12 protein-coding genes are annotated in these 18,447 nt (G+C 48.4%); 2 read left to right on the forward strand and 10 right to left on the reverse strand.

From position 1 onward, the window contains the following. Window positions 1–14: 14 nt before the first annotated feature. From Q1A04_RS15205 to Q1A04_RS15215, 3 genes are read right to left on the reverse strand one after another with little or no spacing between them, the layout of a single operon-like run. Entirely contained in the window at window positions 15–1,256 is a 1,242-nt protein-coding gene (locus Q1A04_RS15205) for a glycosyltransferase family 61 protein (protein WP_299707724.1), read from the reverse strand. Between the two features lie 59 nt (window positions 1,257–1,315). Beyond that, window positions 1,316–2,413 (reverse strand): hypothetical protein, encoded by a 1,098-nt coding sequence (locus tag Q1A04_RS15210; RefSeq protein WP_299707725.1) that lies wholly within the window; start codon window positions 2,411–2,413, stop codon window positions 1,316–1,318. A gap of 27 nt (window positions 2,414–2,440) precedes the next feature. Next, entirely contained in the window at window positions 2,441–3,919 is a 1,479-nt protein-coding gene (locus tag Q1A04_RS15215) for an MBOAT family O-acyltransferase (protein ID WP_299707726.1), read from the reverse strand. Between the two features lie 600 nt (window positions 3,920–4,519). Between Q1A04_RS15215 and Q1A04_RS15220 the strand changes: the two genes are divergently transcribed. Beyond that, window positions 4,520–6,871 (forward strand): LamG-like jellyroll fold domain-containing protein, encoded by a 2,352-nt coding sequence (locus tag Q1A04_RS15220; protein WP_299707727.1) that lies wholly within the window; start codon window positions 4,520–4,522, stop codon window positions 6,869–6,871. A gap of 163 nt (window positions 6,872–7,034) precedes the next feature. Further along, entirely contained in the window at window positions 7,035–7,514 is a 480-nt protein-coding gene (locus Q1A04_RS15225) for a hypothetical protein (protein ID WP_299707728.1), read from the forward strand. A 257-nt stretch (window positions 7,515–7,771) separates the two neighbouring features. Here the strand turns inward: Q1A04_RS15225 and Q1A04_RS15230 are convergent, their stop codons facing one another. The 7 genes from Q1A04_RS15230 to Q1A04_RS15260 form a co-directional block, all read right to left on the reverse strand. Then, window positions 7,772–10,408 (reverse strand): PA14 domain-containing protein, encoded by a 2,637-nt coding sequence (locus Q1A04_RS15230; protein ID WP_299707730.1) that lies wholly within the window; start codon window positions 10,406–10,408, stop codon window positions 7,772–7,774. A gap of 651 nt (window positions 10,409–11,059) precedes the next feature. Further along, entirely contained in the window at window positions 11,060–12,277 is a 1,218-nt protein-coding gene (locus tag Q1A04_RS15235) for a glycosyl hydrolase (RefSeq protein ID WP_299707732.1), read from the reverse strand. A 75-nt stretch (window positions 12,278–12,352) separates the two neighbouring features. Beyond that, window positions 12,353–13,192: a glycosyltransferase family 2 protein gene (locus Q1A04_RS15240; RefSeq protein WP_299707733.1), complete on the reverse strand. Its 840-nt coding sequence runs from the start codon at window positions 13,190–13,192 to the stop codon at window positions 12,353–12,355. A 102-nt stretch (window positions 13,193–13,294) separates the two neighbouring features. Beyond that, window positions 13,295–14,230 carry a nucleotide-diphospho-sugar transferase gene (locus Q1A04_RS15245; RefSeq protein ID WP_299707735.1) on the reverse strand — a complete coding sequence of 312 codons (936 nt, stop codon included), beginning with the start codon at window positions 14,228–14,230 and terminating at the stop codon, window positions 13,295–13,297. A gap of 63 nt (window positions 14,231–14,293) precedes the next feature. Further along, complete coding sequence (locus Q1A04_RS15250; protein ID WP_299707737.1) at window positions 14,294–15,595, reverse strand: O-antigen ligase; 1,302 nt, start codon at window positions 15,593–15,595, stop codon at window positions 14,294–14,296. A 29-nt stretch (window positions 15,596–15,624) separates the two neighbouring features. Further along, entirely contained in the window at window positions 15,625–16,842 is a 1,218-nt protein-coding gene (locus Q1A04_RS15255) for a glycosyltransferase family 4 protein (protein WP_299707739.1), read from the reverse strand. 47 nt (window positions 16,843–16,889) lie between these two features. After that, on the reverse strand, window positions 16,890–18,425 hold the full coding sequence (locus Q1A04_RS15260; RefSeq protein WP_299707741.1) for a lipopolysaccharide biosynthesis protein: 1,536 nt from the start codon (window positions 18,423–18,425) through the stop codon (window positions 16,890–16,892). Window positions 18,426–18,447: the final 22 nt, after the last annotated feature.

Here is an 18,447-nt window from a genome sequence, read left to right on the forward strand (position 1 = left end):
AGGCAGACTTTCGCCTACACAGTTTCAACATTACTCGTCTTTTCTGAGCTTTTGCGCATTTTATCAAGTATCTCCACCACTTGGTCTGTCTCCACGAACAAGTGCTGTCGCTGCCCTTCAGTGGCATCATGCACTTTTTTATCACCTTTGCAGATGATGTAGTCGTAGTCCAAGTCAATCTTGGTGGCGATGTCATAGAATGGCTCTATCACAAAGCCCTCGTGGAAGATCTCAATGATCTTGGTGCCGGGCTTGCAGAAGAACATACTGATCAGACCTGCTCCTGTGGCGGATACTACTACTTTGGCCTGCGAGAACATCCTGATTTTCTCCAAGATGCTATACTTGCTCGAAACAATAGATTTGAATTTATAAGCCTCCAAAGCTTCCAGTAGCTCTTTTTCGTTTAGCACATTGCGTATGGCGGAGTCGCTTCTGCTGATGTACAGGTAGGGCGCTTTCTCCTCCATAGTAGGTTTTTCGTTCTGTACTAATGGCAGGAAAGAGTCACGGACGTATTGCCCCAACCAGCGTGGCACCAAGGTATGGTTGCCGCGGGGAGCCGTAGAGGCTATGATCTTATCAGCGGTTAGGTGTTTGTACTCCACACCAGTAATAATCTTGTCAGCGGGTATTCCCAGCAGCTCGAGTGTCTCGGTTTGGTAGCTGTAGCGGGTGCTCGGCACTAGGAACCAGTCCACTTCGTCGTACAGGCCACTTTCACGGAGCAAGTGCAGTCGTGGCAATACATCTAAAAACCAGTGGCCGATGTTATTGAGGCCTGCACCACCTGTGAGCAAACTAAATACCGTGCCCTTGAAACGGGTAGGCGCCTGAAAATAGCTCTGATCAAAGATGTTGTTTTGTTCCGGGTCGGTCACTTTCCCGTCAGTCAAGCTTAGCGTGACATTCTCCACCACCCGGTTTAGCTGCGTCACGATTGCCACACTACTCTCATTATCAGTGTATACGCGGCCGTTTGGCACTTCCACCACTAAGTAGTCCGTGGTAACGCTGCGCTTAGGCTTCCAATAATCGGAGCAGGCCTTGTAAAGCTCCTCGCTGATCTCGAGTGGCGTCACCAGATTGGGATAAATACTGTGAACCTTCACTTCTGCATTGTTGCAGGTGCGTCGGTCGTTCAGGTTGATGCGGTACACGCCGTTGGGCCTAAAGCGGGTGTTACGAGGAATGACTCTGCCGAGTATCTTTTTTAGGCGCTTAGTGGATTTATCGTAAAAAACCTTTGGTTTCATGCTTTGATTTTAGATTTAGAGCTATACGTTCATTTACCGGATAAGGCTGTGTTATACCATCAATCTGTTTTTTTTACTAAGTGACGGGCATCTGACCTGTGTTCCGGTTGTTCGCCTTGCAAGTGCTGTGCCAACAGGCTTGCGGCAGCTTCCACCGCGATGTCGTTCCAATGTGCGTCATCTGCAGGGTATAAGGGTTTTTTCTCTTTATGGTACAGATGCTCAAACACTTGCTGTGTGTTTACAACCTCAATATTCCGTTTCTGCAACTCGGCCATCAGGCGAGGCAGAAAATCCGGCTTTTTGCGGGATGGAAGTAGCTGGTGGTAGATGTTCTCTTTGTTAGGAATGGGCATAAAAACAAATGCGATGCCACGTTCGGACAGGGCTTGTTTGTAGCTCTCCAGCAAATCGGCTATGTAGTCTATCTCCTCGTCGCTGAAGTCGCGGTTGGCGTACTCACCTTCCATAAAAAACTCGTCTTGGAAGGCGATGTACTCCTTACGCCCGAATTTACGCTCGATGTTGGCCAGTGTGCGGCGGTAGAGAGCTAGTTTGGAAACGCGGTCTGCCGTCACGGCCAGCCACGTAAGCACCGGCGAAGCATTGATAACAGATCCTGTCCGGTCTCTGACCTTTGAGCCTATGCCGGTTGCTCCAACAGGCTGCAGTTCAGGTATACGGCGCTCGATGCTCGAGACGATCACCACTTCCGGTGGACTCTCCTCAAAGCGCTTGGTGCCCAGAAACCTGTTTATGGTGGCCGGTGCGAAAGAGTATACTTCCTTGCCCAGTTGGCGCTCCAGCACCTCTGCCAGCGTTTCCTCCTGCGATAGCTTGGCACCTGTAATATTTGAGTCCCCAATCAGGAGCACTTCCGCCTTGGTGTCGCGGTTGCGGTAACCATAGGGGTCGGTATACCACTCCACCAGCTTTTTCTCGGCATATTTAGTGTGTGGTGCCAATTCTCCCTCTTCCTCCATTTTCATGTGCATGTTTGGGTAGAATGGGCCCGACATCACACGCATGGAATTCACAGAAATGGTTTCCCAAATCCTGAACGTAAAGAAATTCATGGGCAGCACAATGGCCTCAATAAGTGGCCATAGCACAAACGGGAGTACAAGCAGGGCCAGTTTTCGGAGTAATTTTTTCAAGTCTTTATTTTCCATCGTCTCCCATACCTAGAATTGGAAATAAATGAACTCCTGATGCCCAAACTGCCCGAACAGCAGCATGGTAATAATAGCCACATAGTAAAACGCCCAGCGCACTACCGCAGGCCTTCGGTTGATCAATTGCGACACGCTGCCATGGCGCTGTATGAGGTGAACCGTTTCCATGATCATGATGGAAATCACCGATACGGCAAACACTTTGAAGCCCTGATCCATGAACAGAATATGGTCAAGGTCAACGCCAGTAATCAACTGGCGGATGTTACCCAAGCCGGCAAAACTACTCTGTAGGATGTAAAAGGCCTCCCCAATGGAATTGGCCCTGAAAAAGACCCATGAAAATAGCACGAGTGCAAACACGCTCAGCACCTGTACCCACTTATAGAGCAGTGGCCTACTAGTCAGGCCCATGCTATCGGCTAGGGCATCGCGCTGTTTGGCGGTGACGATAGCAAACACTAGATAAAAGCCGTGCAGGGCACCCCACACGACAAAGGTCCAATTGGCTCCGTGCCACAGACCGCTCACCAAAAAAGTAATGAAAAGATTGTAGTACCAGCGCCATTTCACTACCCGGTTACCGCCCAGCGGAATGTACAGGTAGTCCCGGAACCAAGAGGAGAGGGAAATGTGCCAGCGGCTCCAGAACTCCGATATGCTCTTGGAGAAGTAGGGTCTGCGGAAGTTTTCCATCAGTCGGAAGCCCATGACTTGCGCCGCCCCAATGGCAATGTCGGAGTAGCCCGAGAAGTCGCAGTAGATCTGGAAGGCAAAGAAAATCGTGGCGATAATGAGGGTGATGCCTTCGTAGTCGGTGGGGTTATTGTATACCTGATTCACCATCAGGGCCAAGTTGTCGGCGATCATGATTTTCTTGAAAAAGCCCCACCCCATGCGCCTAAGCCCACCTACTATGCGGTTGTAGCTGAACTCGTGGTAAGCTTTAAGCTGCCCCAACAGGTTGCCTGCGCGCTCTATGGGTCCTGCCACCAGCTGCGGGAAAAAAGTCACGAACAGCGCAAACACCCCAAAGTGCCGCTCCGGTTTGATGCGGCCATGGTATACGTCGATGGAGTAGCTCATGGTCTGGAAGGTATAGAACGAGATGCCCATAGGAAGCAGCAGTTCAAAGGCCGGCACGGCATAGCTCATGTTCAGTGCCCCTGCCACTTCGCGGGCGCTGTCGTTAAAAAAGTTGTAATACTTGAACAGCCCTAAGATACTCAAGTTGGAGAGCAGTGAGATCCAGAGGAAAGGCTTGCGTTTCGCTTTGTCTTCGTCGCTATACTTACCCATGGCACGACCACAGCCGTAGTCCACAATAGTTGAGAAAATAAGGATCAAGGTATAAGCCGGCTTCCAAGAGGCATAGAAATAATAGCTGGCCAGCAGCAGGATGAGCCATCTGCGATTAGGAGGGGTTAAAAAGTAGAGGGTAACTACTACCGGGAAGAATATGAAGAATTCAGTAGAGTTAAATAACATACATTGATACTGTTAGGGGTGTGTGAGAACAGTATTTTCTCATGCCGTGTAGCTGCTCACCAAGTATCGTGGAATACAGGGAGAGAAAACAGAAAGCTTACTTCTCTATTATATTACCAGTCAGTCCAAAAGGTTTAGGAATCCGGTATATATTTTTCTGACTGTATAGTAAAGGCGTAATAATTGTGCAGGATTCTATACGGTGGGCAAAGTAAATAGCTGTTGCAAAAGACGTTTTTTTCAGTCTAAATTGGGTAGGCGCCTTGAAAGCAGGTATAGCTGAGGCGATGCTGTGTTATCTCTAATCAAGTGCTGGCTCATCTGGACATTGTTCCAACCGTAACAACCCCCTCCCGCAACGAGTCTTCTTTTGTATTATTTATTGCCTCCTACAGCCGAACCTCTCTGTCTTAACGGCGTAATATTATTGTACTCTAATACAACAGTTAATCTATACTCCTCGTAAAGGACAGGCGATGTTGCGAACTAGTATTTTGCTTAGAACAGCGGCTGTTCAGCTCTGAATTATACCACAAAACAACCCGACACTAATTGACGAGCATCAGCAAAATGCCGTGATACAGATATTTTTAAGCCTATATGAGAGCATATACCGTCAGGTACATTATTCAACACCTTCATTCATACCTATGGGACTGTAAGCGCAAAGTGGTCTTGGCAACCGTACTCGGTGTGCTGTTTAGCTTGGCGGCTCAGACAGTGGCGCTGGCTCAGTCTTCCTGCCCTCCGGGCTTGGTGCACTATTTCACTCTAGACGAAAAAGAAGCTGGCAGTTATATCGATGATGTAACTGGCATTCGCGCCACCTGTACAGATTGTCCCGTACCCGCTGACAGTCGCTTTGCCGGTGGGCAGCGCTTTAACGGTTCCAACACGGGATTGCTTATTTCGGACATAGAAAACTTTGAATGGAACCAGAACAGTAACTTCACGATGGAGGTGTGGGTGCAGGTTAACAACAAGTCCGAGAATCAAGTTATCATCGGGCGCAGGTCAACCAACGGACCAGCGGCTTGGTGGCTTGGCGTAAGTCCAGAGGGCTTCGCCGTGTTTGATATGAAAGACAATGCTGGCGTATCCCACACTGTGACCGATTACCAGAAACTGGTTAACCTTTTCGATGGCCAATGGCACCATCTGGCCGTGGTGCGGGTGGGTGGCCCTCAGGTTACTAAACTGTATGTAGACGGCTTCCGGGTAGACGATCTGCGCATCGATGTGAAAAAATACGGAGGAAGTTTTGAGTCTCAAAGCCCCGTAACCGTCGGGTATCTTGACTTGGGCAGTATGTTCCGCTTCGATGGCGTGACAGATGAGTTTAGTGTTTACAACCGGGATTTGCCTGAATCAGAGATGCGTGCACGCTACAATAAGGGTGCGGGCGATTATTGCGGATCACGCCAATTTGCCCCTGAAATTGTCTCAACCCCCATTACGTTTGCCACAGTTGGGCAGCAGTATACATACGAAGCCAAGGCCACAGGTAACCCTGCCCCAAGCTATACGCTCCTGTCCAATTTGCCGGGCATGCGGGTTGACTTCCGTTTGGGGGAAGTTAGTTGGGTGCCAACGCAGGAGGGAACTTTTACTGTTGAGCTAAAAGCAAGCAACAGTGTCGGTGACAGTGAGCCGCAACGGTTTGAAATAAACGTGCGGCCTGCTACGGAGGAACCCATCGGGATACTGCACCACTGGACACTGAATGAGGGTTCAGGTAATCGCTTCGCCGACGTTTATACACCTATCGATGCCGTTCCAGAAATAAAAAAACGGCCTGCTGCAGTAAAGGGTGCAGTAGGTATGGCGCAACGTTTCAATGGAAGTGACACGGGGCTGGATGTTATTGGTAGCCCGAATTTCGATTGGAAAGCGAACGAGAGTTTTACGATTGAGCTGTGGCTCCGCACGGAAACCAAAGAGGGTGCTAGCGAAGCCCAGAACCAAGTACTGGTCGGCCGCCATGCAAAAGACTCTCCGTCACAGTGGTGGCTAGGGCTCAATAAAGATCGAAAAGCTGCTTTTTATCTGCCCGATATTGGCTTTGAGGGTGGCTTTGTAGGTTCTGCGGGACCAAAGCTGAATGATGGAGTATGGCATCAGCTTGTGGCTGTCCGTGATGGTGGTTCCGGGGCTACTAGGCTGTATGTGGATGGTGAGCAAATTGCAGCAGGAAGTTTCTCCCATAATAATGGGTTTGCGAGCCGTTCGCCTGTCACTATAGGCTACTTTAATTCAAGTGTACTTGTCAGCTACCAATATGAGGGTGATATGGATGAGGTGAAGTTTTTCGGAAGAGCGCTTACTCCAGAAGAGATTAAAGAACGCTTCATAGATGTATACACTGAGCTGACAGAATTCCTGAGTTTTGAGGGACGCTATGCGGATGGGGAAACCTTCAACCAAAAAGCCGTAATTCTTGACTGGAGAACCTTTTACGAGCTTAACACAGACTTTTTCGAAGTAGAGCGTTCCGAAGACGGGGAAAATTTTACAGCCATTGGGCAGGTGAAAGCCTCCGGTACCACAACGGCTGCCATCGACTATACCTTTAGGGACGAGATGCCACTCAAAGAACAAGGGTATTACAGGCTCCGGTTGGTTCGTGTGGATGGTACCTTTACCTATTCAAATACCATCCTTTTACAGGACCGCTCACCTATTGCATCCTCATTCAGAATATATCCGAATCCTGCCGCGGTGGGAGAGGAGGTTACCATCGAGATTGCTAATCTAAAGGAAAGCGAAGAAGTGACTTTCATGATAACAGATGCTTCTGGAAGGCAAGTGCATGGGCAACAGGTACGAACCGATGCGTTTGGCGAACTAAATCTGACATTGCCAGTCGGAGCGGCTTTATCACCGGGCATCTATAATCTGACAGTGGCTGGCAGTAACAAAACGCTTAACCGAAAACTGGTGGTGGCCCATTAATGCTGTTTTTTATAAAAAATATAATTGCGATGCCTAGTTCTCAAACTCTGCAAAATGTAGTTCGTAATATGAAAGGAAAAGCACCCAAACCTATACGTCCTACTGGCGGACAATCTATCATTTAAGCTAAAATACCCTTACTTACATTAACTGTGATTTCTATATGAAAAAGTTATTGCTGATACCATTGTTGTTTGCCCTCGTTTTTACTTCATGTAAGGACGATGACGAAGAAGAATTTATACCACCGGTTTCAGATATTGATGCAACGATGCGTGGCGAATGGATAAACACGCAAATAAAAAGAGTGTACTACTCCATTGATGATGAAGTGATGTTTGAGGACTCAGTGCAGTATCAGACAGCATTCAGGTTCGACGGCAAACGCGTTACGATCTCTGTGCCAGGCAACGCTAACCCGGAAGTGCTAACTTACAGGTTCCCGGATCCTAACGATCCTAACATTATAGAAGTGCAGCAGGGCTCTCTGACGGGCCGGTATAAAATTCAAAATTTCTCAAATTCAGAAATGTACTGGGTAGAGGAAAAAGAATGGGCTGGCTTCCCCGAGGGCGCTCCAGATGATCAGAAAACAACATCCAGACTAGGTGTGTTTACCTGGAAATTTGATCGCAAACAGTAATATAAGATGAAACAGCCCAGCAAGTAAATCTGAGCTGTTTCATCTCAATAGGTTTAGGGGCCTTTCTTTCCTTGTAAAGAAGTGGCTTCTAAGCACCGATCTCAGCGTGATTGGAAACGTATGAGCTTATAAAAGTAAAGCGGTACAGGGAATCCCTGTACCGCTTTATTGTTTCTGGTTGTCAATGCCAACCGCTAGATTCTATTGGCTTACCCTTTAATCAATTTCAAGGTAATCTGTTTTTCGCTAAGCTGTGCTTATTCTTTGATCAGCTTAATGGTATTGCTCTTACCGGTAGTGTCTGTATACTTCAGGAAGTAAAGACCTGACCTTAATCCGGAAGCTGACAGGTTCATTACTAGCTTGTTGTTCTCCACTTTCAAGTTAGCCTCTTTGTATACCACTGCGCCAGCTTGATCAAGAATTACAACTTCCTGTAGTTTGATCTCCTCTTTGCCCAAGTCAAGTGTTACCACATCGTTGAAAGGATTCGGGTAAGCGCTTACTTTGTCGAAAGCGATGTTGCTATCAGTTGTCTCAGCCTGTAATGCAGATGTAGAGGATGCAACTAGACCATCAACTGCTGTAATCGGAGACAGTCTGTTTCCAGCGATCGGGCGCTCCAAGGCGCCGTCTGGCAGCTGCCAGCCCACGGCCAGGTTGTCGCCGCCGCCGCCCTGCAGCATCAGGGCCTCGATGTAGTAGCGCTTGCCGGCCTCCAAGGTGATCTTGGCAGACTGCTGGCTGGCGCTCTTGTTCCACTCGCGGGCGTTGGTCCACGTGCTGGAGAAGGCGATCTTCACTTTCTTGGCAGGGTCCTCGGAGGTGCTCAGGTATAGCTCGGCCACGTCGTCTGCCGCGATCCAGAAGGTGTACTGGCCCGATGTCGGTGCCGTCACGTAGCCTCTGATGCGCTGGCCGTAGTTGTTGCCCTGTCCGTTAGGCGCCTCGAAAGAGCTCAGCTCAGAGGTTGCAGTCGGCTTGGTGCCCACCGGGATCACGCTCACGGTCGAGCCGTGCACGTTGCTCCAGAAGTCGCGGGTGATCTTGCCTGCTGGCGTCAGTGTTGGGGTAGTAGCTATTGGAGTAGAAACTACAGGAGCAGTGCTGCCCATTTCAGATAGCTTGTTTCCAGCGATCGGGCGCTCCAAGGCGCCGTCTGGCAGCTGCCAGCCCACGGCCAGGTTGTCGCCGCCGCCGCCCTGCAGCATCAGGGCCTCGATGTAGTAGCGCTTGCCGGCCTCCAAGGTGATCTTGGCAGACTGCTGGCTGGCGCTCTTGTTCCACTCGCGGGCGTTGGTCCACGTGCTGGAGAAGGCGATCTTCACTTTCTTGGCAGGGTCCTCGGAGGTGCTCAGGTATAGCTCGGCCACGTCGTCTGCCGCGATCCAGAAGGTGTACTGGCCCGATGTCGGTGCCGTCACGTAGCCTCTGATGCGCTGGCCGTAGTTGTTGCCCTGTCCGTTAGGCGCCTCGAAAGAGCTCAGCTCAGAGGTTGCAGTCGGCTTGGTGCCCACCGGGATCACGCTCACGGTCGAGCCGTGCACGTTGCTCCAGAAATCGCGGGTGATCTTGCCTGTACCTGTTGCAGTGCTGGTGGTGCCACCTGTAGTTGGAGCTGGCTCTGTTGATGCAACCGGGGCAGTAGCAACTGGCTCAGTTGGAGCAGGTTGTGTAGTTTGAGTTGGAGCAGATCCGTTGGGACCAAGTGTAATACCGTTGCTGCTCAGCTTCGATAACCATGAGCTATACTCATTCTTCTCTTGCTGCTTTGTGATGTTACCACCGATATATGGGTTATTCTCATTTTTCACTAAGCCGTCAGGGAAATAGTTTTTGTCGAACAGGCTGCCTTGGCTCATTACGCCAGTAACGTTGTTGCGCATTACCGCATTGAAGGTAGCACCTTTCTTATAGTAGTCGTAACCATATATGCCTACGTTGTGTGTGTTCATGCGGGAGCCATCGTCAAACAAGCCAGAGTTTACACCGCGGTTGTTGAATACTTCGATGTTGTTACCACCAGCAATGGCGTAGTTGTAGTTACCGAGGTTTACAGTCTGGTTATCGTACACCTTCACGTAAGCAGTGGCTACTGAGGCCGGGTCGCCCATGCCGTCTTGGTACCAAGAGTCAGCGATGATACCGCCGCCTGAGAACTTAGTATCTGTTGCTGGGTATGGGTAAGCTCCCTGAATGTAGTTGTTGTGAATGCGGATAGGTGAAGCAGAAGTACCGCGTGAGTTAGACAGGTTGATGTTGTCTTCCACCAGCGACTTGTTCGGTTCGTTGATCACCTCGTTCCAAGCGATTTCAGCGTGTGGCAGGTTACCACGGAAATTGAACTGAGCGAACTGTGAGTGCTCACGCTGACCACCGTATACACGTCCGTCGATGTTCTTGGCTTTGTTATAGCGTATTTTTACCGTGTTGTTGGTCGATCCGTCACCTTCGTAGCGCGTGCCAACATAAATGCCGGCTGTGCCCTCCATGTAGCAGTTTTCTACCACCACATGCTTGAAATTATTAACTGTAACGAAACGACGTGGTTTTTTATAGTCGCGGAATGGCGTAGGAGTAAGACCGTAACCTTTCGTGTTTTTTACTGTAATGTTAGCTGAATAACCCCAGCTTTTGATCAGGTAACCGGCACCTCTGATGTTTGAGTTAACAATGGTTACTGGTTCGGAAGTACGTACATCTACAGCAGCTACCTCGGAATCCTTTGATTCCCAGTTGCCTGTATAGGTACCTCCTTTTGTGATTACTAATGGCCCACTGTAAGTCTGGGCATTAACGAAACCTGTCGAGAACAGAAAGGCTACGAGTGTGAGAATGAAAGCAGACAGAGTTGTCCCCGCCCACTTAGTCCCCTGAGTGGAAATTGTATTCATCTTTTTGGCTAAAAGTTGAAAAATTTAAAAAATATACTCCTTACAAGACACCAAGCATTTACTGTTTTCAAATAAAGAAGCTGATCTACTGCTTGGTGCTTTTTATGAAAATATTAAGCTTGGCGAACCGGTGCGTCTATCTTCATATATAAGTTGTTGCAAATATAAGTCGGAATATTTTAGAAAAACCAGTCTTTTTTGATTTATTCTTGAATAAATCATAAGTACTTTGAATATTTCAATTGTTAAGTGCTGCTATAAGTCTCATTTAAGCTTAAAAAAGGCGTTTTTGGACCTGCTGACTGACTAAAAAAGGTTACAAAAATATAAATAATACAAATTATATATTTAAATTAAAACAATATTTATTGTAATTATGTTAATAATTGTTAATTATAAATATAGAATACTAGCCTACAATTAGTATTAGAGGGATGTGAAAATGATAAATATATGAAATATAATATATTTAATAATAGTGTATTTCCTGTTTGGTCTTTTTAAAGGTGTTGTAACTTTGAATTGATTATGTTGAAACTCTCAGGAATGGGAGATGGTGCGGGTGATTTTGGATGGGGAATACAAAAACGGCTAGGTGATGGGAATATACATCCTTCGCCTGAGCCAGATTTCGGCCTGCAGATTTGCCGGCTATTGAATAGTGGACGGTTCAGTTGATTTTATGGGCTGTGCTAGAGAAGGACCAAGGACGATGTTGTTTCTTTCTAGTTTGGATTTCCATTTCTGATACTCAGCTCTTTCGCTTTGTTTTGTTATCTCACCTTTAATGAAGGTATTGCTGTGTTCACGCACTGTACCGTCCGGAAAGTAGTGGTTGTCGTTTCTACCGTCTTGTCCCATAATACCGATCACATTGCCATGGAAGGTATTGTTAAAGGTTGAATTCTTTTTGTAGAAGTCGTAGCCGTACAGCCCCTGTGTCCACATCTTAAATTTTTCACCGTTTTCAAAGCGGGCAGCGTTTACGGCGCGGTTGTTAAAAACCTCGATGTTATTGCCGCCTGCAATGGCATAGTTATAGTTACCAAGGTTTACGGTCTGGTTATGGTATACCTTCACATGGGCAGTGGCTACCTCCTTCGGATCGCCCATGCCGTCCTCGTACCATGAGTCCGCAATGATGCCACCGCCTGAGAACTCCTTGCTATCGGCCGGGTATGGATAGGCCCCTTGAATGTAGTTGTTGTGAATGCGGATAGGTGAAGCAGACGTGCCCCGTGAGTTAGACAGGTTAATGTTGTCCTCCACAAGTGACTTGTTCGGCTCGTTGATCACCTCGTTCCAAGCGATCTCGGCATGCTGTATCGGGTTCCGGAAGTTAAACTGTACAAACTGTGACCGGTACCAACCATCATAAATGCGGCCGTCAATATTCTTTGCCACGTTGTAGCGAATCCTGATGGTGTTGTCCGGACTGCCATTACCCTTGTAGGCATCTCCAATGTAAATGCCGGCTGTGTTCTCCATGTAGCAATTTTCTACCACCACATGTTTAAAATCGTTTACGATCAGAAACCGCCGGGGCTTCTCATACATAAACCATGGGGTGGGAGTAAGGCCGTAGCCCTTGATATTCTTAATGGTAATGTTAGCCGCGTGTCCCCAACTTTTAATCAGGTAACCGGCTCCCCGTATATTGGAGTTCTCGATAGTGACAGGCTCAGACGTCCTAATTTCCACAGCAGGCACTTCAGAGTCTTTTGACTCCCAGTTGCCGGAGTAAGTGCCTCCTTTGCTGATCACGATCGGGTCATCATAGCCAGCTGATGTGGCTTTGGCGCTATTTTTTGCACCCGGCAGGTGCCCTTGGGTATAGTAGTAAGCAAAAAGCATTGCTATTACCGCCAAGGGTATAGCAATGCTTAGTGTTTTGAGGTATGGAAAATCTTTCTTCAAATCAATGGACAAGTACGCCAAGTGGTGTTATCTTAAAAAATACCCAATTAGCCTGCGCGTATAGCCGTTTGCCAAGTGTAATGGAATATAAGGAGTGGGGCAATTCTTTAGCGTGAACCTAGTAAAGTCGCGCAAGTTCCCGCCACCTTTTAGGTCGAACAGGTGCTTGTAGTAATTTTTAAAGCTCTTTTCGCTTCTTATTTGCCGCTCCCCGCTTTCTTCCGGATAGGTGAGCAGTTTGGCGTCATAGTTTACATACAGTTCAAACCCAGCTCTTCTGGCAGTATGGGTATAGTCGTAATCTGCAATATAATGCGGGAACCTGTCTTGGTCGAAGAGTCCTATCTTTTCAAATATCGCCCGAGGTATAAGCAAGCCTCTTCCGGGGAGGTGCGTTACAGCATGCAGACCCTTTTGTTCATCTTGTGATAGGGAGGGCAGAACTTCGTCGATAGTGTTGAACAACCAGTTCAACCGCTCGCCCCCGAAGATCGGCTGTTTCGTATTGGCATCCAGTTCGAGCGCGCCCAGCAGGGCCATAGGCTTTTGCTCATGCCAGTAATACATTTTCTCGATCAGGCGCTCATCCGTGATCACGTCGTTGTTCATGGTCATGATGAGTTGAGCGTCCTGTTTCAGGGCATGCCGGATGCCCATGTTTACACCAGCTGTCCAGAACAGACTGCCACTGCCTTTGAGTACTTCAACTTCCGGAAACTCTTCCCGAAGCATATCTTCTGTGCCGTCTGTAGAGCCGTCGTCTACAATAACCACTTTAAAACGCTGGTCTGTTTGTTTGCCTAAAGATAGAAGGCACTCTCGTGTATATTCTTTTCTGTTAAAAACAGGTATGATGATGCTTATCATATGATTTGAATGTAATGCTGTTGTTAGGTGCAGATCATGCTGTCAGCGTTGCAGCTGAGCAGTACCATCTACGAAAATCAGAAGGGTTGTTATAGGATTGTTTTATAAATTAAAGCTCAGGATACTTTTAAGCTTTGAACTAACTTTGCCCTTGATCAAGTGGTTAAAGTTTTTTGTGTCTGATTCGATATCGCGCACTACGAAACGAGGGTGGCGCAGCGGGAAGGCGATTTCATTTTCCCTGATTTGTGCCTTGTTATCGTGAGTGTTAAACGTGTGTGTAGCATCTTCCCCAAAGCCGATATTGCGCACCAAGTTTACCTCCGGCACAATGCAAAGTCCTGAGTTGCTATACACTGTAAACTCCCACTGGTAATCCCAGATGTCGCCGTTTGAGATGCTGGCGAAAGCTTCTTCGAGCTTACTCAGGCGATAGGTTTCCTCAAACTTATTCAGGAACAGGCCTTTCAGGTAGCCTTTTGCCTTGAGTTCCGGGTATGCTTTCAGGTTGAAATCGAAAAGCTGCCATGCCCTGCGCCAAGTAGCCCAGCCCCAAGCATTCACCTTGTTTGAGAAGTAGTAGGAGTAGTCATTGTCTTTACGCCAGCCATTCAGGTAGTTGTTGCCGCTGATGTGCATGATGCGTGTATCGTTTTTGTACTTTTCCAGAAGCTCTTGGCAGAACCAAAAGAAGCTTTTGGAGGGCACGCAGTCGTCTTCCAGTATAATGCCGGACTCTTCATGCTCAAAGAACCAGCTGATTGCCGTGGCTGGAGCCACACCGCACTTCAAGTTTTTCTCTTGGAAGAGCGTTTTAACCTCGCACTCCCAGTCTACTTGTTCTACTATGCGTCGTGTCTCGGCGCATTTAGCTATATCTGTCTCCACGCCAGGTCTCGGGCCATCGGCGGCTACATAGAGTCGCGATGGTTTTACCTGTCGGATACGGTCGAATACTTGTTGTGTGGTATGAGCTCTATTGAATATTATTAACAGCACAGGTGTGTGCAAAGGGGTGTTCGGAATAGAATTACTCATAATATTAAGGTATAACAATATGTTTGTTTTATATACTGAAATCGCCGTCAGAAGTTACTGCTATCAGGCGGCTGTTAGCTTGCGATATTGACCGGTTGCTTTCGCCTTCCAGCGAGCGGCAAAATCGCGCAGATAACTGGTTGGCTCTACGCCATCTTCCTCCATTACAACAATTGCCCAGCCCAGTATGGCATAATAAAACACTGGCAGTACATACGAGAAACCATAGAGAAAGCCTGTGCTGATAAAGGCGATCAGGATAATCTGATTCACAGTCATGGCTTTGGAGCGCAGGCCCTTCGCGATTGCGTAAATAGGCATGATGGAGTAAATGGCAAGTCCGACAAATCCTGTGTAGAAAAGAATATCTACATAAAAACTGTGGAAGTGATGGCCTTGGCCGTCGTCGAATACAGGCTCGTTGGTGTCGTCGCGCCAGAACTGAATCGGCAGCTCAAAACCTTCGAAGCGCATACCTATTAGCCAGTTTTCCTGTATGAATGGCAGGTAAGACATCCACTGAATATAGCGCCAGCCTCCTGTTCCCTGTGAATCGAAGTTCTCTATGTCGGAGAAACTGTCCTGTATCTTGGTAATGATCTCCGGGTTCGTCGAGAATAAGAAAGCGCTACTGGCTATGCCTGCAATCAGTAGTACGATACCGATGGGCAGGAATTTACTCATGAAATTAATCGACAGGCCAGATTTAAATCTGATAAGCAGGTAATACACGACTAGTAACATCGCGGTGGATATCCACACGGTTCGGTGCTGGAAGAAGACGATGGATACCAAGATGAAAAATGCGATAAACAAACTTGTCATCTTGCCATGGAAGATGTACTTGCTCAGGAAGTAGATGAAAGGTATAACCAGCATGTACACAGAGGAGGCGTATACTCCCCGCTCATGTGAGGTAAAGGCCCCTAAACTAAGTTTATCGGGGTGCACTACAACCACACTAAGCCAGAAGCCCCCGAGTATAAACCAAACTACGTGCGAGAACTTAAGATGAAAATTGCCTTTGTAGAAGGTGTAGACAAAGAAACTGAAGTAAAAAAAGAACAGCTTCTGGAACACGTGCGGGTACACCATGGGGGTGTTATAGAAGTAGTATGACTCGAACACCATAGCCAGTACATACAGCGTAGTAAGCACGTAGGCCACCCGCATAACAGGCGACATGCGTGTAAAGTAAAGCGAGCTGTAGATAAAGGAGATGCCCGCCATGCCCTTCATCATCAGATTAAGCAGATTAGCTTGCACTGTGGTGTTTTGGGGTGCAGCCAACTCCGTGAACATGTTGTCCATTAACATGATCAGGGCAAGGGGGATGATAAATAGGAAAGAGTAATTAATCTTCATTTTAAAGGGTTGTCCCTACTTCTTTGATACTATTTGGCAGTAGGTATGGTGTTACGGTGGAACGCGTCTTCAGGTTTGTACTGTGGGGTGTCAGGCTGGACCGGCCTTCCCATAATCTCACTGTAATAAGCCAGATGCTTATCAATGATTACGTCTTCGGAGTAGTTAGCCCGTGCGAACTCACGCCCTTTTTGGGTCAGTTCATCCACCATTTGCTTATCCTCTAGCAGCTGCATGACCGTGCCGGCGATGTCATCCGGAGAGTTGATGTCGCATAGCAGACCTGCCTTGCCGAAGTCGAGCAGGTCCGGAATGAATCCGCTTTTGCTGCCTCCCACCACCGGGGTGCCAGCCACCATTGCCTCTAGCGGTACCATGCCAAAAGACTCTTCGCGAGAAGGGTGCAGCAGGATGCGCGCTTTGGCAATGTGCTGGTACACTTCATCAAAAGGCAAAGGCCCTAGAAACCGCACACCGTCTGTAAGTCCGTTGGCCTCTGCAAACTGGTAAGCCAGCCCGCCCTCTTCCATATCCACGCCGATCAGGTGATACTCCACCTCTGGATGCCGGGCCCTGATTTGGGCGAAAGCCTTTAAGGCCGTATCCACGTTTTTGCGGTGGGTGAAGCCCTGCACAGCCGTGGTGATGTAGTTACCCTTGATGAGCGGGTCAGGTATGTTCTCCTCCAGTTCGCTGGTGTAGAAGTTGTCGATGATACGCGTCTTCTTTTGTGTGCGCCTTACTAATTGGTTATAGGTATAGGATGAGTTGGCAATTAAATACTTCGCTTTTGTTACTACGATGGAGTTAATGAGCCAGCGCACCACCCGGAACATATCCGGAATGTTGAGCAGTATCTGGAAAGCAACGTCGTGAAAACTGACAGCGGTCGGCTTTCCCGTTCTTAGGGCAGCCCATGCGTACTCGTAGGACCAGAAGGCGCTGATGAAATCGGCTGGGTGCGCCTCCATCATGCGGTGCAGGTCCTTTACCTCATACAGGAAAAAGCGACGGCCGGGCTGCGCCTTCTCTCGGCTGATGCACACCTTCAGGTTGCCGCTCTCCAGCACCATCGGTTCGGTTATTTCGGTTGAGTTGGTATAAGCCACCACTTTGAATCCCCGTTTGAGCAGGGCATTGATGAAGTGGGAGGTAAGTGGAAAGGCATTGGTGGATGGCAGGTCTGTACCCGCAAGATCCCAATCTAATATCTGTAGATTTACAGGTCCGGCAACTCCTATCGTCATGTTGGTCTTCTTCTTAATGGTCTGGGGGCTTGTGTTTTAATTCTTCTCTAAGCGCTCTCGGGCTCTTTAACCAGCGTCTTTTTATACTTTGTTAGCATACGGCCATAGAAGGTGGTAGAGTTTTCCTGCATACCTGTACGGGAGAGTACCATGTGTAGCTGTTCTTTAAGTACAGGATGCGGAAAAAGCAATACCATTACAAGGAATACTACAGCACCAATGATCATCTGCGATACCAAGATGGCTAAAAGCGGTATATCCAAGCCACGCAGCAGGTTGCTAGCAAGGTATACGACTATAGCCACTGCGGCTCCGATCATCAAGCTAGGTATGTATACGCGCAATTGTTTCCAGTAGCTGATTTCCAGTACTTTGCGCATTAGGGTCTGGTACATGCCGATACGCACAAACTCACTTATGAGCAGGGCAAAGCCAAAACCTACCAAGCCATAGTCCCGAAGCAGGTAAAACAGGCTGCTGATCACTACGATCAGGGTAATGGTGATGACGATTTTCCAGTTGAGCACAGCCTTGGCGTCACACACAATACCGGCGAACATGGTAATAAAACTCAGCGGTATGGCCAAGCTTAGCACCTGCAGCACAGGTATGGCCTCTCCCCATTGATCACCTAGCACAATGTATACGATCTCGGGCGCAGCGACCATTATGCCTAGACAAACAGGAATGATCAGGGTGGCCAGCAGTGTCGTGCTGGAGAGGTAGACCCTCGCCAGTTTTTCGTTATCGGATTGAAGTTGGCTGAACGAGGGGAAAACCACGCGTGACACGGTACGGGTGAGGTTGTACATGGGCAGGTTCACGAGCATATAGGCCCGGTTATAGATACCCAGTTTGTAAGCGCCCAGCATCCGGCCGATTAGTAGTGTGGCTAACTCGGTGTATATGAATTCAAAAAAACTGATGACAGACATTTTGCTGCCGTAAGCGAGCAGCGCCCTGTAGGCATCCCACCGCACCACCGGCAGCACATTGTGGCGTGCCATTACGTAGGCGCCCAATGCAACCAGCGCAGACTGCACCAGTGAGGCGTACACTAAGCTCCACACACCATAATCCAGCCAAGCCAGCAGTATACCTATACCCAAATAGGATACAACATAGGAAGCCGTCTCTACGATACTCAGTTCTTTAAAGCGCATGTTGCGTTGCAACAGGCTGGTTGCCGTTGCGGAAAAACCGCCTATGACAAAGGCCAGTGACATCACACGCACGATCGGTACCACTTCGGGCATATCGAAAATCAGCACGGCATAAGGAGCCAGCACCCAAGCGAGCACCGTAAACACAGCGCCCAGTAGGGCAGAGGAAGTGAAAGCCGCCCTGATGTTCTCGGTGGTAAGCTCCTCTTTCTGGATGATGGCTTGGTTAAGCCCCAAGTTGGCAAAGTAATAGCCGAATCGAAGTATAACGGCAGACAGGGCCACCAGACCGAAGGCCTCCGGGGCCAACAGGCGGGCCATGGCCGAGGTATAGCCGATTTGCATCACGGCATTGGCAATAGTGCCGGCCGAACTCCATTTCAGTCCGCTTACCGCTTTCGATGCTAAATTTTTACTCATTCCCTAAATTCAGGTAGTCTTG

The organism is uncultured Pontibacter sp., assembly GCF_947499215.1.
Taxonomy (GTDB): Bacteria; Bacteroidota; Bacteroidia; order Cytophagales; family Hymenobacteraceae; genus Pontibacter.